19 protein-coding genes are annotated in these 22,691 nt (G+C 70.0%); 13 read left to right on the forward strand and 6 right to left on the reverse strand.

The genetic code is table 11. From position 1 onward, the window contains the following. Positions 1 to 124 precede the first annotated feature (124 nt). The 3 genes from ACXVUM_RS13410 (at position 125) to katG (ending at position 6,414) form a co-directional block, all read left to right on the forward strand. The gene (locus ACXVUM_RS13410) at positions 125 to 3,631 is read left to right on the forward strand and encodes an ATP-binding cassette domain-containing protein (protein ID WP_458522272.1); all 3,507 of its coding nucleotides are present in this window, start codon (positions 125 to 127) and stop codon (positions 3,629 to 3,631) included. 62 nt (positions 3,632 to 3,693) lie between these two features. After that, entirely contained in the window at positions 3,694 to 4,131 is a 438-nt protein-coding gene (locus ACXVUM_RS13415) for a Fur family transcriptional regulator (RefSeq protein ID WP_458522273.1), read from the forward strand. A 72-nt stretch (positions 4,132 to 4,203) separates the two neighbouring features. Further along, complete coding sequence (gene katG / locus ACXVUM_RS13420) at positions 4,204 to 6,414, forward strand: catalase/peroxidase HPI (RefSeq protein ID WP_458522274.1); 2,211 nt, start codon at positions 4,204 to 4,206, stop codon at positions 6,412 to 6,414. Between the two features lie 89 nt (positions 6,415 to 6,503). Here the strand turns inward: katG and ACXVUM_RS13425 are convergent, their stop codons facing one another. After that, positions 6,504 to 6,713 (reverse strand): hypothetical protein, encoded by a 210-nt coding sequence (locus ACXVUM_RS13425; protein WP_458522275.1) that lies wholly within the window; start codon positions 6,711 to 6,713, stop codon positions 6,504 to 6,506. A gap of 103 nt (positions 6,714 to 6,816) precedes the next feature. On the opposite strand from ACXVUM_RS13425, the gene ACXVUM_RS13430 reads away from it, so the two are divergent. The 3 genes from ACXVUM_RS13430 to ACXVUM_RS13440 all read left to right on the forward strand — a co-directional run bounded on the left by ACXVUM_RS13430 (position 6,817) and on the right by ACXVUM_RS13440 (position 9,222). Further along, positions 6,817 to 7,923, forward strand: a complete 1,107-nt coding sequence (locus tag ACXVUM_RS13430) for an SPFH domain-containing protein (protein WP_458522276.1) — start codon at positions 6,817 to 6,819, stop codon at positions 7,921 to 7,923. A 115-nt stretch (positions 7,924 to 8,038) separates the two neighbouring features. Further along, complete coding sequence (locus tag ACXVUM_RS13435) at positions 8,039 to 8,755, forward strand: hypothetical protein (protein ID WP_458522277.1); 717 nt, start codon at positions 8,039 to 8,041, stop codon at positions 8,753 to 8,755. Between the two features lie 107 nt (positions 8,756 to 8,862). Next, a complete protein-coding gene (locus ACXVUM_RS13440; RefSeq protein WP_458522278.1) occupies positions 8,863 to 9,222 on the forward strand; it encodes a hemophore-related protein in 360 nt (119 codons plus the stop codon). Between the two features lie 64 nt (positions 9,223 to 9,286). On the opposite strand, the gene ACXVUM_RS13445 is transcribed toward ACXVUM_RS13440, so the two are convergent. Next, positions 9,287 to 10,324 carry an aliphatic amidase gene (locus ACXVUM_RS13445; protein ID WP_458522279.1) on the reverse strand — a complete coding sequence of 346 codons (1,038 nt, stop codon included), beginning with the start codon at positions 10,322 to 10,324 and terminating at the stop codon, positions 9,287 to 9,289. Positions 10,325 to 10,473: 149 nt separating this feature from the next. Here ACXVUM_RS13445 and ACXVUM_RS13450 point away from each other — a divergent pair, with 149 nt between their 5' ends. Genes ACXVUM_RS13450 through ACXVUM_RS13460 form a run of 3 tightly spaced genes read left to right on the forward strand, consistent with a single transcriptional unit; the run spans position 10,474 to position 13,091 of the window. Then, positions 10,474 to 11,532, forward strand: a complete 1,059-nt coding sequence (locus ACXVUM_RS13450; RefSeq protein ID WP_458522280.1) for an AAA family ATPase — start codon at positions 10,474 to 10,476, stop codon at positions 11,530 to 11,532. Further along, positions 11,525 to 11,977 (forward strand): MarR family winged helix-turn-helix transcriptional regulator, encoded by a 453-nt coding sequence (locus ACXVUM_RS13455; protein ID WP_458522281.1) that lies wholly within the window; start codon positions 11,525 to 11,527, stop codon positions 11,975 to 11,977. The genes ACXVUM_RS13450 and ACXVUM_RS13455 overlap by 8 nt, the downstream gene beginning before the upstream one ends. A gap of 49 nt (positions 11,978 to 12,026) precedes the next feature. After that, positions 12,027 to 13,091, forward strand: coding sequence for a substrate-binding domain-containing protein (locus tag ACXVUM_RS13460; protein ID WP_458522876.1), 1,065 nt, complete (start codon positions 12,027 to 12,029; stop codon positions 13,089 to 13,091). Positions 13,092 to 13,104: 13 nt separating this feature from the next. Here ACXVUM_RS13460 and ACXVUM_RS13465 read toward each other — a convergent pair whose 3' ends face one another. Further along, positions 13,105 to 13,311, reverse strand: a complete 207-nt coding sequence (locus ACXVUM_RS13465; RefSeq protein WP_458522282.1) for a DUF2510 domain-containing protein — start codon at positions 13,309 to 13,311, stop codon at positions 13,105 to 13,107. 185 nt (positions 13,312 to 13,496) lie between these two features. Here ACXVUM_RS13465 and ACXVUM_RS13470 point away from each other — a divergent pair, with 185 nt between their 5' ends. Further along, positions 13,497 to 14,915 carry a DUF4185 domain-containing protein gene (locus ACXVUM_RS13470; protein WP_458522283.1) on the forward strand — a complete coding sequence of 473 codons (1,419 nt, stop codon included), beginning with the start codon at positions 13,497 to 13,499 and terminating at the stop codon, positions 14,913 to 14,915. 7 nt (positions 14,916 to 14,922) lie between these two features. Here ACXVUM_RS13470 and ACXVUM_RS13475 read toward each other — a convergent pair whose 3' ends face one another. From ACXVUM_RS13475 to ACXVUM_RS13485, 3 genes are all read right to left on the reverse strand, one after another. Next, positions 14,923 to 16,875, reverse strand: a complete 1,953-nt coding sequence (locus ACXVUM_RS13475) for an ArnT family glycosyltransferase (RefSeq protein ID WP_458522284.1) — start codon at positions 16,873 to 16,875, stop codon at positions 14,923 to 14,925. After that, positions 16,872 to 18,128 carry a glycosyltransferase gene (locus ACXVUM_RS13480; RefSeq protein WP_458522285.1) on the reverse strand — a complete coding sequence of 419 codons (1,257 nt, stop codon included), beginning with the start codon at positions 18,126 to 18,128 and terminating at the stop codon, positions 16,872 to 16,874. The genes ACXVUM_RS13475 and ACXVUM_RS13480 overlap by 4 nt, the downstream gene beginning before the upstream one ends. A gap of 109 nt (positions 18,129 to 18,237) precedes the next feature. After that, entirely contained in the window at positions 18,238 to 19,734 is a 1,497-nt protein-coding gene (locus ACXVUM_RS13485) for an amino acid permease (protein WP_458522286.1), read from the reverse strand. An 89-nt stretch (positions 19,735 to 19,823) separates the two neighbouring features. Between ACXVUM_RS13485 and ACXVUM_RS13490 the strand changes: the two genes are divergently transcribed. The 3 genes from ACXVUM_RS13490 (at position 19,824) to ACXVUM_RS13500 (ending at position 22,682) form a co-directional block, all read left to right on the forward strand. Next, the gene (locus ACXVUM_RS13490; protein ID WP_458522287.1) at positions 19,824 to 20,762 is read left to right on the forward strand and encodes an ADP-ribosylglycohydrolase family protein; all 939 of its coding nucleotides are present in this window, start codon (positions 19,824 to 19,826) and stop codon (positions 20,760 to 20,762) included. Between the two features lie 130 nt (positions 20,763 to 20,892). Further along, positions 20,893 to 21,324 (forward strand): DUF5994 family protein, encoded by a 432-nt coding sequence (locus ACXVUM_RS13495; protein ID WP_458522288.1) that lies wholly within the window; start codon positions 20,893 to 20,895, stop codon positions 21,322 to 21,324. Positions 21,325 to 21,371: 47 nt separating this feature from the next. Continuing rightward, positions 21,372 to 22,682: an NAD(P)/FAD-dependent oxidoreductase gene (locus ACXVUM_RS13500; protein WP_458522289.1), complete on the forward strand. Its 1,311-nt coding sequence runs from the start codon at positions 21,372 to 21,374 to the stop codon at positions 22,680 to 22,682. Positions 22,683 to 22,691: the final 9 nt, after the last annotated feature.

Consider the following 22,691-nt stretch of genomic DNA (forward strand, 5'->3'; position numbering starts at 1 on the left):
GACGGCTCGATCTGATCGAGTCCACCGGACAGATCGTGGGCCGACGGGGCATCGGCGCTCGCGACGTCGAGATGCCGGGAAAACGACTTTCTCGCTGTCGTTGCCCCTGCGTACTGTCTGGGCGATGTCCGTCGCACCTGCCCCGGAACGCGCGCTGAGCCGCGCGTCGGTGACGCGTGCCGACGACCCGCGTGCGACCGTCGACTGGCGACGGATGCGCGGTCGTGCGATGGGGATCGCGGTGACCCTGCTCGTGGTCGCCTCCATCGCGGAGGCGCTCGGCACGGTCGTCGTCGGTCGTGTCGCCGACGGTCCGACGACGACGCTCGTCGTGGTCCTCGGCGTGGCGCTCATCGGGTCCGCGGTGCTCGACGCGATCGGCCGCACCGTGTGGACGTCGGTGTCCGACCGTGCCGAGGGTGCCCTCCGCGACGACCTGTTGACCGCTGCGCTCGGTCAACCGCTTGCGGTGCTGTCGGAGACCGCGGTCGGCGAGATCCTCGACCGCGTCGACGACGACACCCACGAGGTCGGTTCCCTGGTCCGACTGCAGCTGTGGGATGCGCTGCGGACCGTCGTGCTCGTCGTCCCGATGTGGATCGTCGCCGGCCTGACATGGTGGCCCGCCTGGATCCTGTTCCCGATCGTCGCGTCGGCGGTGCTGCTGTCGATCCGCCCGCTGCTCGGTGTCCTCACCGACCGCAAGGTCGTCGAGGAGATGGCATGGACCGACCACGCCGCCGCACTGGAGGAAGGCATCGCCGCCCGCGACGATCTGCGCACCAGCCTCGGGCAGGCGTTCGTGCTCCGGCGCAACGGAGAGCTCGCGGCCGCGGTGCACCGCGCGTTCCTCACCGTGGTGCGCATCCAGGCGCGGATGACCGTCCGTGCCGGCCTACTGCTGCACCTGCTGATGGCCGTCATCGCCGTCGCGGGCGCGGTGCTCGTGGCCGGCCGGCACCTCGAGGTCGGCGCGCTGGTGACGCTGTTCCTGGTGTCGACGACGTTCGTCGGCCAGATCAACCAACTCGCACGGCACCTGCCGGATCTGCAGGCCGGGATGGGCGCGATCGTCCGTCTCCGTCAGCTCCTCGCCGCCCCGCCCGAGCCGGTCGGCGGTCGCGTCCTGCCCGACGGTCCGCTCGACGTCACCATCACCGATCTCGAGTTCGCCTACGACGAGGGCACGTTCGCGTTGTCGGGTGTGGACCTGCACATCGCGGCGGGTACAACCTGCGCGCTCGTCGGACGCACCGGATCGGGGAAGTCGACACTGGCCGCGCTCATCTCGCGTGCGGTCGACCCGCCGGCCGGGACGGTGCGGCTCGGCGGTGTCGATGTCACCGAACTCGATCTGCACGGTCTGCGCGGTGCCGTCGGTGTCGTCACCCAGCGCACCGAGATCGTCGCGGGCACGCTCGCACAGAACATCGCGCTGTTCGGTGACGTCCCGCGCGAACGCATCGCCGAGGCCGTCGCCGACCTCCAACTCACCGACTGGGTCGCCGGTCTGCCCGACGGACTCGACACCCCGCTCGGTCCGGGCGGCACGACGCTGTCGGCGGGGGAGGAGCAGCTCGTCGCGTTCGCCCGCCTGCTGGTCCGCGATGTGCGCATCGTGGTGCTCGACGAGGCGACCGCGCGGATGGACCCGGTGACCGAGGCGCGGGTGGTGCGCGCGGCCGACCGGCTGCTGGCTCACCGCACCGGACTGCTGATCGCGCACCGGCTGACCACCGTCGCCCGCGCCGACACGGTGGCAGTGCTCGAGCGGGGGCGGCTGATCGACCGCGGACCGCAGTCGGTGCTCGCCCGGCGCCCGGGCCCGTTCCGGACCCTGCTCGACGCGGCCGCGACGAACGCGTCCCCGGAGCCCGGCCCGGTCACGGACGGGACCGTCGGAGCCGTTCGGCGTCAGGGCGATCCGCCGCCGCGGCGCGACATCGAGGGCGGCCCCGGACTGGCACGCGGGGTGATCTCGCTGGTGCGGGTGCACCCCGAGTGGGGTCTGGTCGGGGCGGCACTGTTCCTCGGTGCGGCGCTCACGGGTGCGTTCGGTGCGGTCACCGCGGCGCTGTGGGGTCACGTCGTCGCGGCCGCCGGCCGCGGTGACGTCCCGGCGCTGCTGCTCGTGGGTGTGGTGATCAGCCTGCTGATCTCGCCGGTCCTGCTCGCCGGGGCCGTCCTGCGGTACACCCGCTGGTGGGCCGACGGCCTGCTGCGCGTGCGCACGTCGGTACTGCTCGCCCAGACCGACCAGCACCGTCTGCCGCGGACGCCTCCCGGCGAGATCGTGGCACGCGCGCTCGACGCCGACCGCTTCATCCGGTACGCCGACCGCTGGGTCGATGTCGTCAACGGCCTCGTCGTCGTGGTGGTCACGACGGTCATCGCGGGCAGTGTGCTCGCCGGAGCCGTCCTCGTGGTCGTGATGCTCGCCGCCGCGGCGGCATCGACGATCGGCCGACCGTTCGCGGGTCGGTCGGCGGCAGCGGCGTCGGCGACCCGCGCCGCGTTCGGCCGGTCGTTGGTGTCGGTGTTGGAGAGCGCGCGCACCATCAAGCTCGCCGCCGCCACGCAGGACGCACACCGGCACCTCACCCGCACCGACGCCGGTCGTGTCGACGCCGCGGTCCGCGAACACCGCATCCAGTCGATCCTCATCGGCGTGCCCGTCGTTCTGGTGTATGCGGGTGTCGTCGCGGCATGGGCGGTGTTCCTCGCCGGCGGGTGGGGTCTGGCGACCGCACTCCTGGTGTCGGGCACCGTGATCGGCTTCGACTGGTTCGGGCGGGTCGCGGGTGCCGTGATCACCGAGGCGCCCGGCACCCGGGCGTGGCAGCGGGCCACCGCACGGTTCGCGGGCGGTCGGGATCTGATGGCCGTGCCGCGTGCCGTCGACCTGCTGCACGGGTCGTCACCGCCCCCGGAGTCGCCGACACGCGTCACCCTGGCCCGGCTGTCGGTGCATCACCTCGACGCGGTGCACGCCGACGGGACGATCGGTGCGACCGGCATCGACCTGCACGTCGACGCCGGAGAGCTCGTCCTGCTCCTGGGGCAGGTGGGTTCGGGCAAGTCGAGCCTGTTGTCCGCCCTGGCCGGTCTCATCGACCATCGCGGCGAGATCCGGTGGAACGACGAACCCGTCACCGACACCCAGGCGTTCCTGCGTCCGGGGCAGGTCGCGCATGTCGCGCAGGTGCCCCGCGTGCTGTCCGGGACGTTCGCGGAGAACATCCGCGTCGACCACGACCGCCGGATCGACGGCGCCGTCGACGACGCCCGCCTGGCTCCGGACGTCGCCGCTGCCGGCGGCGTCGACGCGGTGATCGGCCATCGCGGCGTCCGGCTGTCGGGTGGTCAGGTGCAGCGGCTCGCCCTCGCCCGTGCCCTGGCGAGTGAACCCGAGCTGCTCCTCGCCGACGACGTGTCGTCGGCTCTCGACGCGACCACCGAGGTCGAGCTGTGGCGGTCCCTCCGAGAGCGGGGGACCGCGGTGCTCGGCGCGACCAGCAAACGCGCCGCGCTCGGGCAGGCCGACCGCGTGGTGGTCCTCGTGGACGGCACGATCGCGGCGACCGGACCGTGGCGTGAGCTGGAGCCGGCGTGGGGGCACCTCGCCGGCTGAGCCCAGGACAGGCTGCCCTGGCAACTCTTGACTCAGTCCAGAAAACTGACATAGTGGGTCCCGTGACCACACGAGGAGATGCGGAGCACCAGTTGCGCTCGGCGTCGCTCCGCGTCACCCGCCCGCGGGTGGCGGTGCTCGACGTCGTCGACGCGCACCCGCACGCAGACACCGACTCCATCTTCACGGCCGTTCGGGACACCCTTCCCGATGTCTCCCGGCAGGCCGTGTACGACGTGCTCGGCGCGCTCACCGCGTCCGGTCTCGTCCGCAAGATCCAGCCCACGGGGTCGGTGGCCCGGTACGAGTCGCGCGTGGGGGACAACCACCACCACGTCGTGTGCCGGGTCTGCGGGGTCATCGCCGACGTCGACTGCGCCGTCGGGGAGGCACCCTGCCTGCACGCATCGGACGACAACGGTTTCGTCATCGACGAGGCCGAGGTCATCTACTGGGGCACCTGCCCCGACTGTACGTCCACTCTTCGATCACAGCCGTGATCGAGAACTGCTCAGTTCATCACTCCTGGAAGGAATGTTGTGTCTGAAGACCACACCACCCGCGAAAAAGAGATGAACCAGGATCAGCCCGACGAGCATGCCGGTGGGCATGCCCCGGGCTGCCCGGTCGTCGGCGGTCACCGCAAATACCCTGTGGAGGGGTCGAGTTCGCGGGACTGGTGGCCGGAGAAGCTGAACCTGCGCATCCTGGCGAAGAACCCCGACGTCATCAATCCCGAGGGTGGTGACTTCGACTACGCCGCCGAGTTCGCGAAGCTCGATCTCGCGGAGGTCAAGAAGGACCTCGCCGGCGTCATGACCGACTCGAAGTCGTGGTGGCCGGCCGACTGGGGTCACTACGGCCCCTTCTTCATCCGGATGGCGTGGCACTCCGCGGGCACCTACCGCGTGCACGACGGCCGCGGCGGCGCGGGTGCCGGCATGCAGCGTTTCGCCCCGCTGAACAGCTGGCCCGACAACGCCTCGCTCGACAAGGCCCGCCGACTGCTGTGGCCGGTCAAGCAGAAGTACGGTCGTCAGCTCTCCTGGGCCGATCTCATCGTGCTCACCGGCAACGTCGCCCTGGAGTCCATGGGCTTCACCACCTTCGGTTTCGCCGGCGGTCGCGTCGACGGCTGGGAGCCCGAGGAGGACGTGTACTGGGGCCCCGAGCACACCTGGCTCGGCGACGAGCGCTACACCGGCAACCGTGAGCTCGAGCAGCCGCTCGGTGCCGTGCAGATGGGCCTCATCTACGTCAACCCCGAAGGCCCGAACGGCAACCCGGATCCGCAGCTGTCGGCCAACGACATCCGCGAGACGTTCGGCCGGATGGCCATGAACGACGTCGAGACTGCCGCGCTCATCGTCGGCGGCCACACCTTCGGCAAGGTGCACGGCGCCGGCGACCCCGACGCGAACATCGGTCCCGAGCCCGAGGGCGCCCCAATCGAGCAGATGGGCCTCGGCTGGAAGAACAGCCTCGGGACCGGCAACGCGGAGTACACCATCACCTCCGGCATCGAGGGTGCGTGGACGCCGACGCCCACCACGTGGGACAACTCCTACCTCGAGACGCTGTACGGGTACGAGTGGGAGGTCCACAAGGGCCCCGGTGGCGCGAACCAGTGGCGTCCGAAGGACGGTGCCGCAACCGATCTCATCGACGACGCGCACGTCGCGGGCAAGAAGAACCCGCCGATGATGCTCACCTCGGACATGGCTCTGCGCACCGACCCGATCTACGAGGAGATCACCCGCCGCTGGCTGGAGAACCCGGCCGAACTCGCCGACGAGTTCGCCAAGGCCTGGTACAAGCTCACCCACCGCGACATGGGCCCCAAGGAGCGCTACCTCGGACCCGAGGTGCCCGCCGAGGAGCTTCTGTGGCAGGACCCGGTGCCGGCCGTCGAGGGCGAGCTGATCGGCGACGCGGAGATCGCTCAGCTCAAGGAGCAGATCCTCTCCTCGGGCCTCACCGTCTCGCAGCTGGTGAAGACCGCATGGGCGGCCGCGTCCTCGTTCCGCAACTCGGACAAGCGCGGTGGCGCCAACGGCGGACGTATCCGTCTGCAGCCGCAGGCCGGATGGGAGGCCAACGAGCCCGACGAGCTCGCCCAGGTGATCAGCAAGCTGGAGAGCATCCAGCAGTCGTTCAGCGGGACCGTGTCGTTCGCCGACCTGGTGGTGCTCGGTGGCGTCGCCGCCGTCGAGAAGGCGGCGAAGAACGCCGGTGTCGAGATCACCGTGCCCTTCACGCCGGGTCGTACCGACGCGACCCAGGAGCAGACCGACGTCGAGTCGTTCTCGTACCTGGAGCCGAAGGCCGACGGGTTCCGCAACTACCTCGGCAAGGGCACCCGCCTGTCCGCGGAGTACCTGCTCGTCGACAAGGCCAACCTGCTGGGCATCTCCGCCCCGCAGATGACCGTCCTCGTCGGCGGTCTGCGGGCCCTGGGCGCGAACTACCAGGACTCGAAGCTGGGTGTCTTCTCCGACGCGTCGGAGACCCTGAGCAACGACTTCTTCGTCGAACTGCTCGACATGGACACCGCGTGGGAGCCTCGCGACGACGAGAACGGCACGTTCGTCGGCAAGGACCGGGAGACCGGTGCCGAGAAGTTCACCGCCAGCCGCGTCGACCTGATCTTCGGGTCGAACTCGGAGCTGCGGGCGATCAGCGAGGTCTACGGCGCGAGCGACGCCAAGGACAAGTTCGTCCGCGACTTCGTCGCCGCGTGGACGAAGGTGATGGAGGCCGACCGTTTCGACCTGCACCGCTGAGGTCTGACGGCTGACCGACGCCGACACGAACGCCCCGCGAGCCCTGGTTCGCGGGGCGTTCGTCGTCTGTCCGCACCGAGCGGAGCACCTCAGCCGGGCGGTTCCGTCCAGGGGACGACGACGACGCGTCGCTCGCCGAGATCGTCGACGACGAGCACCGGCTCACCGACCGGGATCGCAGTGTCGGACGTCGCGAGGAACGCCTCCCGCGTCCCGTCGAGTCGCAGCTCCACCTCGCCGAGCACCCCGGGCCCGGGCGCCATCACCACCACCCCCGTGCGTCCCACCAGTCCGGCCATGTCCGTGACCCTCTCATCCCGGACCGGGAGTGGCCATCGGTAGCCGCGCGAAGTAGCGTCATGTCGCCGGACGGACGTCCGGCACCTTCGCGAGAGGACACTCATGCTCGGTTATCACGTCCCCGATCCCGACGAGGCGATGCTCATCTCGGGCAAGCGCGGCGACGGCGAGGGGGAGCCGTTCGCCGTCGTCGTCGGACACGGGAAATGGGTTGTCCCACTGATCCGTCGGGTCACCTACCTCTCGCTCGCGATGTGCGAGGCGCAGGTCGAGGAGACCTGCGTGACCACCCAGGGCATCCAGTTGAAGGTCAAGGCGGTCATCGCCCACAAGGTCGGCGGCGACGTGGCGTCGATCGTCGCCGCCGGACAGCGGTTCGTCTCCGAGCAGGAGCAGGAGATGTCGCGGTTGACCGGCCAGATCTTCGCGGGCCATCTGCGGTCGATCGTCGGCTCGATGACCGTCGAGCAGATCATCCGCGAACGCGACACCCTGGCCCGGCAGGTTCTCGAGGCGTCGAAGACCGAGATGGGACGCATCGGTCTCGTCGTCGACTCGTTCCAGATCCAGTCGATCGACGACATGGCGTCGGGCTACATCGAGGCTCTGGCGAAGCCGGAGGTCGCGCGGGTGCAGCGGGAGGCCGCGATCGCCCAGGCGCGCGCGGACCAGGCGTCGTCGGAGGCGCAGCAGCAGTCGCTGCGGGCGCAGGCCGAGTTCGAGCGGGACACCTCCATCACCCGCGCGCAGATCCGCGCCGAGACCGACAAGGCGAACGCCGAGGCCGCACAGGCCGGTCCGCTCGCGGCCGCCACCACCGAGCAGGCGATCGCCCTGCAGCGTGCGACGTTGGCGGAGGCGCTGGCGACGCAGCGGGAGAAGGAGTTGCTCTCCGAGATCGTCAAACCCGCCGAGGCGCAGGCGAAGGCGACACGGATCGCCGCCGAGGCAGAGGCCGACGCACTGCGGATCCAGTCCGAGGCCGCGGCCGCGAACGGACGGATCGCGCTGGACCAACAACTGATCGACCAGCTGCCGGAGTTGATGCAGGCACTCGCCGGTGGGTTCGCCCGCGCGAACCTGACGGTGCTGAACGGGTCCGACGGCGTCGGCGACCTGCTGACCGGACTCGCGACGCAGGGCGGGTCGGTGCTCAAGGCGTTGCAGGCGCAGCTCGCCCAGAACCCGCCGCCGGAATCGTCCGATTGAGGCGTTTGGCGAGAATCGTTGCGTCAGAACCGACGAGGCTGTTCACGCAGGAAGCCTAGAGTCGCGAACGACGGCGGTCGGAAGCCCTGACGCGCCGCGGTGAGCGGAGGTCGTGATGGGGAGACGGACGTGCTTCGCGGTGGTGCTGGGTCTCGCGGTCGTCGCGGCGGCGGGATGCTCGTCGTCGACGTCCACCCCGGCGCGCTCGGCGACGTCCTCGTCGGCGCCGAGCTCGTCGGCCGCGTTCGTGCCTCCCCTGACGCAGTTCGTCCTGCAGGAGCGGGACATGCCCGCAGGTTTCGTCGTGATGCCACTCTCGGACGACCAGCGTTCGTCGGCCGTGTCCGCGGTGACCGGCGCGGCGCCGGGGACCACGGTGACACCGTCGCGCTGCCAACCGGATCCGACGCTGGTGCCGGAGCCGACACTGTCGCTGCACGCCGTCTCGGCGTTCGCGGACAAGGCATCCGAGCTGCTGGTGACCAGCACGGCATCGCGCCAGGGTCCGAGGTCGGCGGTGTTCGCGCGCTACGACGTCGACGGCTGCGGGACACGGACCGTGACGTCGTCGGCGGGGACCACCACCATCACGGCCAAGCGGGTCCCGATCGTGATCCGGGGTGTCACCGATCCCGTTGTCATCGAACAGACCTCGAGCACACCGTTGGCCGGGTTCCCGCCGTCGACGACACGCGCACTGACCGCGGTGTTCGACGTCAAGGGGGTCACCGTCACCCTCAGTCAGCGGCCGCTGACCGCCGCGACACCACTGAACCGTGTCGCGTTCCAGGCGTTGGTCCGGGTCGCCGCCGCGCAGGCGATGGGCACCTGAGGGTCGTCTGAAGGAGTCCGGGACAATTCCGACTCTCTCAGGCTCGGCACAGCTTCACGGGCGAGATTCAGCCGTGCATCACAGCGATGACACTTCTGAGGAGAACCATGACAGTCACCGGACACTCAACTCTCTGGACCCGACGCGTGGGCGCCGCCGCAGCCGTCGCGCTCGGGGTGGGACTGGCCGCCGGGATCCCCGCTGCCACCGCCTCGGCCGCGCCGGTGCAGTGCACACCGCAGGCGCGCGCGGCTGCGGTCGCGGAGGCGGCACCCGCGATCGCCGGCGTCCTGGCCCGGCACCCGGACCTGGCCGCCGAGCTGGTACACGTGCGCATGTTGCCGAAGGACCAGCGGCGCGCCGAGATCCGCGCGTTCCGCAAGACCCACCGCGAGGAGTTCAAGGAGCTCCGTCAGGCCCGCACGCCGATCCGCGACCACCACAGGGAGTGCCACCCGAAGCGGTGACCCACCGTCACCGCGACCCGTGCCCGGTCGACCAGTCGGTCGACCGGGCACGGTGCTGTGGACCTCAGGCCTCCATCACCTTCTCGGTGGGGAGATCGCCGACGGGGCAGTCCGCGACACCGATCGTCTCGCGGGTGATGGACTCGACGGCCCGCTGCGTGGCCTCGGCGTCGGTCACCCAGTTGCGGTAGAAGTCGAAGGGGCACTCCGCGACACCCTTGTCGCCGTCGCCACCGGCGAGAACACCGGTGTAGCCACGGTGCAGCAACTTGAACAGGTGGTTCTGGGACTGGTCATTGGCTCGGGCGTCCCGGATCGTCGACAGTGACAGCTGCGCGTACTGGACCCCGTACTCCTCCTCGCCGCACTCACCCAGGGTCCGGCCGTCGAACCCGATGATCGCGCTGTGCCCGAAGTACGAGTAGACGCCGTCCCACCCGGTGGCGTTCGCGACGGCGACGTAGCAGTTGTTCGCCCAGGCCATGGCTTTCGCCATCAGCACCTGCTGCTCCTTGGCCGGATACATGTACCCCTGGGGTCGCACGATGAGCTCGGCGCCCTTCATCGCGCAGTCCCGCCAGATCTCGGGGTAGTTGCCGTCGTCGCAGATGATCAGCGAGATCTTCAGGCCTTTCGGGCCGTCGGTGACGTAGGTCTGCCCGCCGGGATACCAGCCCTCGATCGGCGTCCACGGCAGGATCTTCCGGTACTTCTGCCGGATCTCGCCCTGGTCGTCGATGAGGACGAGCGTGTTGTACGGCGGCTTGTGCGGGTGATCCTCGTGCCGTTCGCCGGTGATCGAGAAGACGCCCCAGGTGTGTGCCTCGCGGCATGCGGCGGCGAAGATGTCGGTCTCGTCCCCGGGGATCACCGACGCCGTCGCGTACATCTCCTCGTTGTCGTACATGATCCCCTGCGTCGAGTACTCGGGGAACACGACGAGGTCCATGCCGGGCAGACCGCTCTTCATGCCGACGACCATCTCGGCGATGCCCCGGGCGTTGGCGATCACCTCGTCGCGGGTGTGCAACCGCGGCATCTTGTAGTTGACCACCGCGACGCCGACGGTGTCGGGACTGGACGAGATGTCTCCGTGACGCATGGGTTCTCCTGGATCGGGATGATGCTTTCATCGGGAAGGGCCTGCGTCGACGGTACGGAGGCGTCGATGACCAGTGTGTTGCGTTCTCGTTCACACCTCATGACGGCCGCCGTCCGCAGGTAGTTTCATGCGGAATGAAAGGAGAACGCATGTCGGGCTTCGCGTCGCAGCGCTTCCACGATCTCGGCGTCGGTGCCGGGTTCCGGCTCGGTGACCTCCGGTCACCGGCCGATCTCCGGGACGGGCTCCGCACGGCGATCATCGGTCAGGACGAGGCGGTCGAGGCCGTCGTCCGCGCGCTGACGATCGCCGCCGTCGACCTGCGTGACCCCCATCGGCCGATCGCCTCGCTGCTGCTGGTCGGTCCGACCGGGGTCGGCAAGACCGAACTCGCCCGCCAGGTGGCCCACCACGTGCGCGGCGACGCTGACAACCTGTGCCGCGTCGACATGAACTCCCTCGCACAGGAGCACTACGCCGCCTCGCTCTCGGGTGCGCCGCCCGGGTACGCCGGCTCGAAAGAGCAGTTCTCCCTGCTCGATCGCGACACGGTGGAGGGCACCCCCTCCCGTCCCGGGGTGGTGCTGTTCGACGAGGTGGAGAAGGCGCACCCGACGGTCCTGCGGGCCCTGCTGCAGGTCCTCGACACCGGGCGACTCCGACTCGCCTCGGGCACATCGACATTCGACTTCCGCAATGCGATCGTGCTGCTCACGTCGAACCTGGGGTCGCGCGAGGTGCACGACATGGCGCATCGGTCGGTCGCCTCGGCCGTGCGTCGTCGACTACGCGCGGCCCGCGGCGCCGGCCCCCGTGACCTCGTGCTCGACCGGGTGCGCGAGTTCTTCGACCCCGAGCTGCTCAACCGCTTCGACGAGGTGATCGTGTTCGACCCCGTCGACGGGGCGTCGGCACGAGCGATCGTGGACCGCGAGATCGACAGGCTCGTCGCGACACTCACCGACCGGGGCGTGGCCTGCGTCGTCAGCGACAGCGCGCGGGGTGTCCTCACCGAGCGTGCGTTCGACGTCCGCTACGGCGCCCGGGCACTGCGCCGCGCGCTGCGCCTGCACCTCGTGGCGCCGATCGCCGCGACGCTCGCAGAGTCCGGGGTCGACGGGCCGCGGCGGATCGTCGTCGACGCACGCGGCGACGAGGTCGTCGTCACCGGTCCGCCCACTGCCGTGACGGGGTCCGCGGATGACTGAGGATCCGCCGCCGCTGCCGTTGCTGCTCGCGCGTGCGTCGCGTGCGGTCGACCACCGGATGGCGGCGATCGTCGCGGACATCGGGGTGTCCACCGACCAGTGGCGTGTCCTGCTGGTGTTGTCGAGATCGGACGGCATCACCATGAGCGACCTCGCCGACGCCGCCGTCCTCTCCGCGGCGGGTGCCACGCGCGCGGTCGACGCGTTGGTCTCGCGGGCGATGGTCTACCGGCGCGCGGACCCGACCGACCGTCGTCGCATCGTCGTGTTCCTCAGTGCGCACGGCGTCGTGACCGTCGAACCCGGCATCCACGCGATGGAGCAGATGGAGCGCGACATCGCGGCCACCATCGGGTCACGACGCCATCTCGCGCTCGGTGACGGGCTGCTGCACCTGATCGACCACGAGATCCTGATGGGTGTCGTCGGCGAAACGTCGGTGTAATCGGGCGCTGTCACCCTGGTCGGGACGAGCTGGAGGGACGGTGAGCGCGATGCGACTCGGTCTGGTGATCCCGCAGAGCGGTCCGTCGGGGATCTTCGGGCCGTCGTGTGCGGCCGCCGCACGCCTGGCCGTCGAGGAACTGAGCGACGCCGACGGGATCCTCGGTGAACCGGTCGAGGTGACCACCGTCGACGGTGGCGCCGACGCCACGACCGTCGCCGCCACCGTGTCCCGGCTCCGGCGGGAGGGTGCGATCGACGCCGTGGTCGGTTGGCACGACTCGAGCGTGCGACGAGCACTGGTCGGTGTCACCGCGTCGGCGGTGCCCTACGTGTACACGGCCGTCTACGAGGGCGGTGAGACCTCCGACGGCGTCTTCCTCACGGGGGAGACCCCCGACCGCGACCTGGTCCCGGCGCTGCGGTGGATGAGCGAGGAACTCGGTGTCCGCCGCTGGGCGGTGGTCGGGAGTGACTACGTGTGGCCGCGTCGGACCGCACGTCACGTCGTGGGCGCCGTCCGCGACGTCCGCGGCGTCCGCGGCGTCGAGATGGTGACCTCGACGTTCGTTCCCCTCGGCACGACCCGTTTCGGCCCTGTCATCGACGCGATCGACCGGGCGGGCGTCGACGGCGTGCTGGTGCTGCTGCTGGGTTCCGACGCCGTGGCGTTCAACCGGGCGTTCGGGCGGCGCGGGCTGGACGAGCGGTGCATCCGGCTGGGTCCGCTGATGGACGAGAACATGCTGCTGGCCACCGGCGCCTCGGCGACCCGACACCTGTACTCGACGGCCGGGTTCTACGAGACCCTGGTCACCGGTCCATCTCTCGAGTTCGGCAACCGCTACGCGCGGCGCTTCGGGACGTCGGCTCCGCCGCTGACGTCACCGGGGGAGTCGTGTTACGAGGGTGTGCGGCTGCTCGCGGAACTGGCCGCGCGTGCGGGTTCGTCGGATGTCGAGGCGATGAACCGCGCTGCAGCGGAGGGCTTTCGGCCTCCCAGCCCGCGCGGCGAGGTCCTGTTCGACGGCAGGCACCTCCGTCAGGACGTCTACCTCGCGGTCGCCGACGCGGTGGAGTTCGACGTGCTCGCGCGCGTGAGCGCGGCTGCCTGACCCGCCCCCTCGGTCAGGACTCCTCGGGGTTGGGACGCGTCTGTTGCGTCCACCCGTCGCCGTCGTGATAGCGCTCGATCGACGGGTCGTGCAGGTCGGGGTACCAGCCTGCGGGTGTGGGGGGTGGGGTCGCCCGCGCTGCGCGGATCGCCGGGCTCACCGCGCCGACGATGACGAGCACCACGATCACGACGATGACGACGATCAGCCAGGTCTGCACCCGTCCAGTATGCGCATTGTCCGCTATGTGCACTCACGTCTCATCAACCCCTCGTGCACCCGGAGATCCCGTGTTAGGTTCACTTTCCTGAATCGCTGGTGCAGGAACTGGTGCAGGAAGAGGTCGGGACTCCGATGCGTCGATCCCTCTGCGTGACCATCGCGGGCTGTACTCTCGTGCCCGTCATGATGAGCGCGCCCGCGGTGGCGGCGCCGGCACCGGCGGTGGCCCTCCCCAGTTCCGGGTGCGTGCAGGACCTGCCGCAGCCTCCGCGGCCGGGGAGTCCCCTGCCGCCCCGGATCGATTTCGGACTCCCGTACCTCCAGGTCACCCCGGTGCCGCAGTTCGGCCCGCAGAACTCGCGGCAGCGGGTCCCGTCGCCCCCTCCACCGCCGGACCCGTGCAAGGACCCCTGCCCCGATCTCACCGACGCGCCGCCCCCGGCGGCAGCCGTGGGATCCGGATCGGGCTCGATCGCGGTCCCGAAGATCACCTTCACCCCACGACCCATCGCGACCATCCCGGTGCCGGTCCCCGGTGGCACACCTCCGCGCGGGCAGGCCCGTCCGCCGACGCAGAACCCGGCCGCCGTCGCAGGTGCCGTCACCGCGAAGCCGCCGACCCCCCGCGCGGGGGGACTGAGCTACGTCGGTCAGGTCACCGGGCACGGCTCGACCAGCCGCACCGACAAGCGATTCCAGGTCAACGGCACCGACCTGGGGATCATGTGGCAGGCCGCGCCGGACAAGGTGGCCATCGCGTTCGGCGACACCTTCGGCAAGGGTTTCCGCCCGCCCGGCGCGAACGGCGGCGACTGGCGGTCCAACACCCTCGGATTCTCCGGCAACCGCGATCTCGCGCGCGGCCTGAGGATCGACTCGATGGTGCAGGACAGTCGGTGTCACGCCGCCGAGGTCATCGCCAGCCGCAAGATCAACTATGTCGAGCAGACCGTCATCCCCACATCGGGTTTCGCGCTCGGCAAGCGTCAGTACATGAGTTACATGTCCGTCAACCACTTCTCGGTGCCCGGCCAGTGGTTCACCAACTACGGCGGACTCGCGTGGTCGGACGACGGTGGTTCGACGTGGACGAACTCCCAGTACGCCCGGTGGGACAACTTCTTCGGCCGGTCGAAGTTCCAGGTGTCGTCGATGGTCCCGGCCGGCGGGTACGTCTACATGTTCGGCACCCCGAACGGTCGTCTCGGCACCACCGCTCTCGCGCGGGTCCCGGCGTCGGATGTGCTGAACAAGACGGCATACCAGTACTGGGTGAACGGGACCTGGCGGCCGACCGCCAACGGTGATCAGGCGACTCCGCTGTTCGGTGGTCCCACCGGCGAGCTGTCGGTGCGATACGACGCCGCCGCGCAGCTGTGGCAGGCGACGTACCTGGACGTGCTGCGCGGGGGGATCGTCCTGCGGCAGTCCAGGTCTCCGCAGGGCCTGTGGTCCGAGCCGACCCTGCTGATGTCGTCGGCGCAGTACCCGCAGGTCTACGGAGGCTTCATGCACCCCTGGTCGACGGACAAGGACCTCTACTTCACGGCCACGACCTACACCTCGTACAACGTCAGCCTGATGCACGTCCACACCAACTGACCGATCCCTATCCGCGGGGGGAGACGGTTCCCTGTCGAGGAGCGGTGAGGTCGTAGAGCGTGACGTCGTCGATCACCCGCGGGGTGTAGTGCGTCGAGACCCACCGCGTGATCTGCGCGGACGGACGGTCCGGGTCGCGCCCGCCGAACATCGACAGGCCGCCGATGAACCAATGGATCTGGCGTGTTCGCACGAGGTCCTGGAACTGCGTCAGCGTCGGTGAGGGGTCGCTGCCGGCGAACCCGCCGATCGGCATCACGGGATCCTGTGTGGCGAGCTGGTATCCGGCGGCCGACAGCGAGCTGACGGTGGCGGCGACCCAGCGGTACCGGGATGCGTCGAGCGTCAGCAGGGCGGTCACGGCGGACGGCGGTCCCTCGCCGGTGAACAGCCGTCGCGCAGCGCGTTCCGCGGCAGCACCGCCGGGCAATCGTGGCGCGCCCGCGCGGCCGAACGGGAAACCTGTCGCGGTGGGCGGCCCGGCGGTCACCAGTCCACCGATCCGAGGTGTGCTCACCGTGTCGACCGTGTATGCGATCGGACCGGCGAGCGCCACGACGAGCGATGCGGCGATCGCGGTACGGGTGACGACGACGTGGCGGCGCATGCCGTCGACGAGCAGACCCGTGACCGCGACGACGGCTGCAGCCCCGACGGCCCATCGCAGCCCCACTGCGAAGTGGGGTGTGCGCCCCAGGATCACTACGGCCAGGACCGCGGTGAGGATCAGGGCGGCGGCGAGGAGCGTACGGACCCAGACGATGTGACGTGCCTGCCACGACCGCACCCCTCCGACACCGACGAGGAGCGCGATCGGTGGTGCGAGCGCGAGGGTGTAGTACGGGTGGAAGATCCCCGCCATGTAGCTCATCAGCACCGCGTTCGACGCCAGCCACAGCCAGGCGAACACCAGCGCGGATCGCTCCGGATCGGTACGAGCCGCGCGGCCGCGCAGGGCGATCGCGACGGCGCCGAGCACCAGGGCGGCCGGGATGAGCCAGGCGACCTGTCCGCCGACGGCGGGAGAGAACATGCGCAGCGGACCGGTGGCGCCCCCGAACAGGGCGAGCATGTGATGCATCCCCGCACCCGAACGGCCTGCGCCGCCGCCGATCCCGCTCGACTCGTCCCCGGTGAGGCGGCCGAACCCGTTGTAGCCGAGGGCCAGCTCGATGATCGAGTTGTGCTGGGTACCGCCGATGTACGGGCGGGAGTCCGACGGCCACACCGACACGATCAGCACCCACCACCCCGCGGCGACGATCAGCGCGCCGAGCGCCGCCAGCAGGTGGAGCACGCGGCGACCCAGAGGGGCCGCCGCGAACACGAGGTAGGCCACCGCGATGGCCGGGACGATGATCAGCGCCTGGAGTTGTTTGGTGAGGAACGCGAGACCGAGGAGACCGCCCGCGAGGACCGCCCACCGGAGCCGTCCGTCGTCGAGGATCCGCACGGTGGCCCACGCGGTCGCGATGAGCAGCAGGACCAGCAGCGCGTCGGGGTTGTCGAACCGGAACATCACCACCGCGACCGGTGTCACGGCGAAGACCGCCCCGGCGAGCAGGCCGGCGACGGGACCCGCGATCCGTCGCCCGATGGCCGCGACGAGGGCCACGGAGGCGACACCCATCAACGCCTGGGGGACCAGCACCGACCACGAACTGAGACCGAAGAGTCGCACGGCGATGCCCGGGATCCACAGCGACAGCGGGGGTTTGTCGACGGTGATCGAGTTCGCGGCGTCCGACGAGCCGAAGAACCACGCCTTCCAACTCTGTGACCCGGCCTGGATCGCTGCGGCGTAGAAGTCGTTGGCGTACCGGTTGATCGACAGATCCCACAGGTAGATCAGCGCGCTGCCGACGAGCAGGACGACGAACGCGATCCGGTGCCACGACGGGCCACGGGCGGGTGGGGGTGTCGTCGGTTGGGCGACACCCGCGTCGGCGACGGCGGTCACGCAGGCGATCCCGTCTGCAGGTGCCGCCGGAACACCCAGCGCAACGCGACGAAGCGGATGACCGTGGCGACGAGGTTCGCGATGATCAACACGGTGAGGTCGACGTGCTTGTCGGCGTGGGGGAAATCGACGTGCAGGACGTAGAGGGCGCCGGCGGAGATCGCCCACCCGACGAGGAAGATCGCGATCCCCTGCAGATGGTGACCCGCCGCCCCCTCGCGGCCACGCACACCGAACGTGAAGGCGCGGTTGGCCCAGGTGTTCAGCACGGCGGTGACGAGCAGTGCCAGGAAGTTCGCCGCCTGCGCTCCCACCATCGGGTGCAGCAGCAGGTAGAGGACGGCGAACGCCACCGTCGACACGACCCCGATGACCCCGAACCGCACGAGGTGACCGATCATCCCGCGCGGTACGCCGTTCACCTGGGGTTCGTCGAGCCGGTCGCGGCCGATCGTGCGACGCAGCTCCGTGATGGGCAGGTCGCCGCGGCTGATCGCCCGCGCCACCCGCCAGCATCCCTTGAGGTCCTCGGTGGCGGTGCGCACGATGTCGACCGACGAGTCGGGGTCGTCGACCCAGTCGACGGGGATCTCCGCGATGCGCAGGCCGACGCGTTCGGCGAGGACGAGCACCTCGGTGTCGAAGAACCAGCCGGTGTCGGCGACGAGGGGGAGCAGGCGTCGGGCGACGTCGGTGCGCATCGCCTTGAACCCGCACTGCGCGTCGCGGAAGTGGGTGCGCAGCGCGGTCCGCAGGATGAGGTTGTATCCGCGTGAGATCACCTCACGTTTCGCGCCCCGCACCACCCGCGACGAGTGCGACAACCGCGATCCGACGGCGATGTCGGAATGGCCGGACAGCAGCGGGGCGACCAGCGGGACCAGGGCGTTGAGGTCGGTGGAGAGGTCGACGTCCATGTAGCAGACGACCTCGGCGTCGCTGTCCCGCCAGGCGGCGTTGAGTGCCCGCCCGCGGCCCTTGGCGTCGAGATGGACGACGCGCACGCCGTCGATCCGATCGGCCAGACCCCGCGCGACCTCCAGCGTCGAGTCGGTGCTCGCGTTGTCCGCGATCGTGATCCGCGCCGAGAACGGCACCGAGGTCCGCAGATGCGCAGCCAGACGTCGCACACACCGCTCGAGGTCGGTCTCCTCGTTGTGAACCGGTACGACGATGTCGAGCGTCGGTGACGCCGGCGTGTGGTCGGTGACGACGACCATCCCGGGATGGTCGAGGGGCTGTGGGGTCGTCATACGGCGAGCCTGCCTGTGCCGGTGGGGATGTCGGATATGTCCCAGTCGTGAGTACCGCTAACGATCTGAGTGTACGTGCGCTCCCCGGGCGCGGGCGGCCCTGCGGGGCTCAGTCGGTGGTGGCCTCCGACACAGTCGCCGGGACCTCCTCGCCGGTGGCGAGTCGCGCGTGCCGACGGCCGTAGAGCAGGTAGACGGCCATGCCGAGGACCAGCCACACGAGGAACCGCAGCCACGTCGCGACGACGAGATTGGTCATCAGGTAGATGCACGCGAGGGCCGAGAGGATCGGCACCACGGGCGAGAAGGGGACCCGGAACGGACGCGTCAGGTCCGGTTTGGTCCGTCGGAGGACCGGGACGGCGATGGAGACGACGAGGAACGCGAACAGCGTTCCGATGCTGACCATCTCGGACAGTTCGGTCAGCGGCACCAGTCCGGCGAGCAGCGCGACGAAGACGGTCGTCCCGATCGTGAAGCGGAAGGGCGTCCCGAACCGGGGGTGCGACCGGGCGATCGACTGGGGCAGCAGGCCGTCGCGCCCGAGCGCGAAGCCGATGCGGCTCATGGCGATGATGTCGACCAACGTCACCGACGTCAGACCCGCGACGGCAGCGATCGCGATGAGTGTCCCCGCCCAGCTCGCGTCGTTGGCGTCGAACGCCTTCGCGATCGGGGCGCTCACGTCGAGGTCGGTGTACTTCTGCATGCCGGTCACGACGAACGCGACGAGGACGTAGAGCGTCGTGCAGAGACCCAACACGATGAGCAGCGCGCGGGGGATGTCGCGCGCCGGGTTGCGGGTCTCCTCGGACAGGTTCGCGACGGCCTCGAACCCGGTGTAGGCGAAGAACACCACGGCGGCCGCGGTGAAGATCCCGGCGACCCCGAACGTCGCGGGTTCGAACCCGCCGACCCACTGCAGGAGCGGTTGGTCGAGCGTGGAGACGGACTCGCCGGAACTGGTCGACTTCGGGATGAACGGCACCAGATTGGCCTTGGTGACGAAGAAGGCGCCGACCACGATGATGAACACCGAGATGGCCACCTTCACCAGCACCAGGGTGTTGGTGACCCGTGCCGACTCCTTCACCCCGACCGCGGCGATGACGCCGAGGACCAGGACGAGGGCGACGGCGCCGATGTTGACCGTCGCGTCCTCGGTGAACAGAGACTTCGGCAGGTCGAAGAGATCGGCGAGATACCCCGACCAACTGCGCGCCACCACGGCCGCCCCGAGCGCGAACTCCAACACCAGATCCCACCCGATGATCCAGGCGAACACCTCGCCGAGCGTCGCGTAGGCGTAGGTGTAGGCGCTGCCCGCCGTCGGGACCGACGACGCCAGCTCCGCGTAACAGACCGCGGCCAACATGCTGACCAGACCGGCGGCGAGGAACGAGATGACCACAGCCGGCCCGGCGTTCTCCTTCGCCTGGATGCCGGTGAGGGTGAAGATCCCGGTGCCGATCACGATGCCGACGCCGAACCCGACGAGGTCGCGCGTCGTCAGCGTCTTCTTCAGACCCCGACCCTCGCCGTCGCCGGCGCCGCCCGCGACGTCGCGGTTGATGGCCTCGACGCTCTTGGTGCGCAACATGCCCATCGACCTGACGCTACTGGGCACCCGGGACGGGAGAACGCATTCCGGTCGGTCCGGCTCGAGATGTCCGACTCGAGGAGCATCATCGGGTCATGCAACTGAGCGAGGAGCAGCGCGATCGGGCGATCGGCGCGCTGGTGGGCAGTGCTGTCGGCGACGCCGCCGGGGCCGGGTACGAGTTCACCCATCCGGCGCAGGACGTCGTCGTCGACATGATCGGCGGCGGCCCGTTCGACTGGGCGCCGGGGGAGTGGACCGACGACACGTCGATGGCGACGTGCGTCGCGGCGGGTCTGTCACCCGGTCACGCCGACCTCGACGCCGTCGCGGCGGCGTTCGTCGCCTGGTACGACACACGACCCGCCGACATCGGCAACCAGACGCGATCGGTCCTGACCCACCGCGACACCACGGCCTCGTCGATGACGGCGCGCGCGGCGTCACTGACCGGACGGACCGGGGGCAACGGATCGCTCATGCGCACCGCGCCGGTCGGGGTGGCGTTCGTGCGTGCGGACGACGCCGACTGCGCCGAGGCCGCGGGTGCGATCAGCGACCTGACCCACGCCGACCCGCGGGCTCGCGAGGCGTGCGAGTTGTGGTCGGTCGCGATCGCCCGGGGCATCCGGACGGGCGAACTCTCGGGACTGCCGGAGTACCTCGCCGAGCGAGACCCCGACGTGCGCGCGTTCTGGGAGCCCCTGCTCGACGAGGCCCGGAGCGGGGATCCGTCGGACTTCTCGAACAACGGGTGGGTGGTGCATGCGCTGCAGACGGCCTGGTGGGCACTGTGCGGCGCCGACGGCGACGTCGTCGGGACCGTCGAGCGCTGCGTGCGTGCCGGCGGTGACACCGACACCACCGCGGCCATCGCCGGTGCGCTGGCCGGCGCGTGCTCGGGCACGGCGGGCATCCCCCGACGGTGGACCGACATGCTGCACGGCTACCCGTCCTGGACCACGACCGACCTGCGCGCGACCGCACTACGAGTGGTCGGTGAGGACCCGGTCGACACCCTGGGGCATTCCTGATCGTCGGCCGCCGCGGGCTTGTGGGGTGGGCGTACCCTGAAGTCGTATCGACGCGTGAGACACCGGCTGGTGTCCTGTGATCCTCGGTACGTCACCGCTCGGCGTGACGCCGGGTAGATCGGAGCGTCCGATGACGCCGTCCACCTCTGTCGAATCCACGGTCGACGGCGCGCGCTTCGCCCTCAAGGCCCATCCGACCCGCGGCGACCACGTCGACGGGGCATGGTGGCCCGCGTCGCGTGACCTCGCCGCCGAGATCGGTGGACTGCTCGACGCACTGGCGCCGCGCGCCACCCCGGCGGGTCGGGTCGTCGTCAACATCGCCGACTGGGACCTGCCGCACAACCGGATCATCCACCACGACAACGTCGTCCGTCTCGACAGCTACCGCTTCTGGCCGACGCACCTGCTCAAGGTCCGCACCGTCGGCGACACCGACTCCGTCACGCTGATGGTGATCCCGCCCGAGGCCCCCGCCGAGGCGGCGGAGCGGGTGCTCGCGATGAGCTCCGCCGACGACGCCACGGTCTCCGTCGCCGACATGCTCGCCGCGACCACCTGAGACCGGTGGGTCGCCTCCGAGCCGGCTCGGTGGGGCACAATCGCACCATGGCCGACGCGAGACCCCATGTCCTGATCATCGGCGGCGGATTCGGCGGGATGTACGCCGCCCGTCGGCTCAAGCGGGCCGACGTCCGCGTCACCATGCTGGACCGGGGTACGTCGCACGTCTTCCAGCCGCTGCTCTACCAGTGCGCGACCGGCCTGCTCTCCGAGGGAGAGATCGCGAGTCCCCTGCGACACCTGTTGCGACGCAACAAGAACCTGCAGGTGCTCCTGGGTGAGGCGTCGGGCATCGATGTCGAGAAGAAGATCGTCACGGCCACCCGTTTCGACGGGACGACCTTCGACGTCGACTACGACCACCTCATCGTCGCGGCCGGGATGCGGCAGTCGTATCACGGCAACGAGCAGTTCGCGGAGTACGCGCCCGGGATGAAGACCGTCGACGACGCGCTCGCCATCCGCCGCAAGATCATCTCGTCGTTCGAGATCGCCGAGACCCTGCCGACCGCCGACCTGCGCAAGCCGTGGCTGACGTTCGTGATCAGTGGAGGCGGACCCACTGGGGTGGAGCTCGCCGGTCAGATCCGCGAGATGGCGACGCGGGCGCTGTCGAAGGAGTTCGACACCATCGACCCGACCGAGGCCGACGTGATCCTCGTCCACGGAGGTGATCGGGTGCTCGAGTCGTTCCACCCGAAGCTGTCGGGCAAGGCCCAGCACATCCTCGACCGGATCGGTGTCCGCACCCTCCTGGGCCGCCACGTCACCGACGTCTGCAGTGACTACGCCGTCACCACCGACAAGAAGACGAAGTCCACGGAGCAGATCGACGCCCACACCATCCTCTGGACGGCCGGAGTCGAGGCGGTCCCCTTCGCGCAGGCGCTCGCCCAGGCGACGGGTGTCACCCAGGGGCATGGCGGGACCATCCCGGTCCAACCGGATCTCACGATCGCCGGGCACCCGTCCATCTCGGTCGTCGGCGACATCATGAGCCTGGACAAGCTCCCCGGCGTCGCCGAGGTCGCGATGCAGTCGGGGTTCCATGCGGCGGGCAACGTCGCCCGCGTCGCCGAGGGCAAGTCCGACGCGCGGACGCCCTTCAAGTACCGCGACCTGGGCACCGCCGCATACATCGCGCGCTATCACGCTCTGCTCGAGTCGGGACCTGTGCGGATGTCGGGATTCCTCGGCTGGCTCGGCTGGGGCGGCATCCACATCACGTTCCTCGCCGGGACGCGCAACCGTGCGTGGACGCTGGCGAGCTGGGCAAGCGCGATCATCGGTGGCAGTCGCGGCGAACGCGCGATCACCTACGGCGACCCGGAGACCGCCCGCCGGCCCTACGCCTGACGGTTCTGC

This window comes from Williamsia sp. SKLECPSW1 (assembly GCF_054332755.1).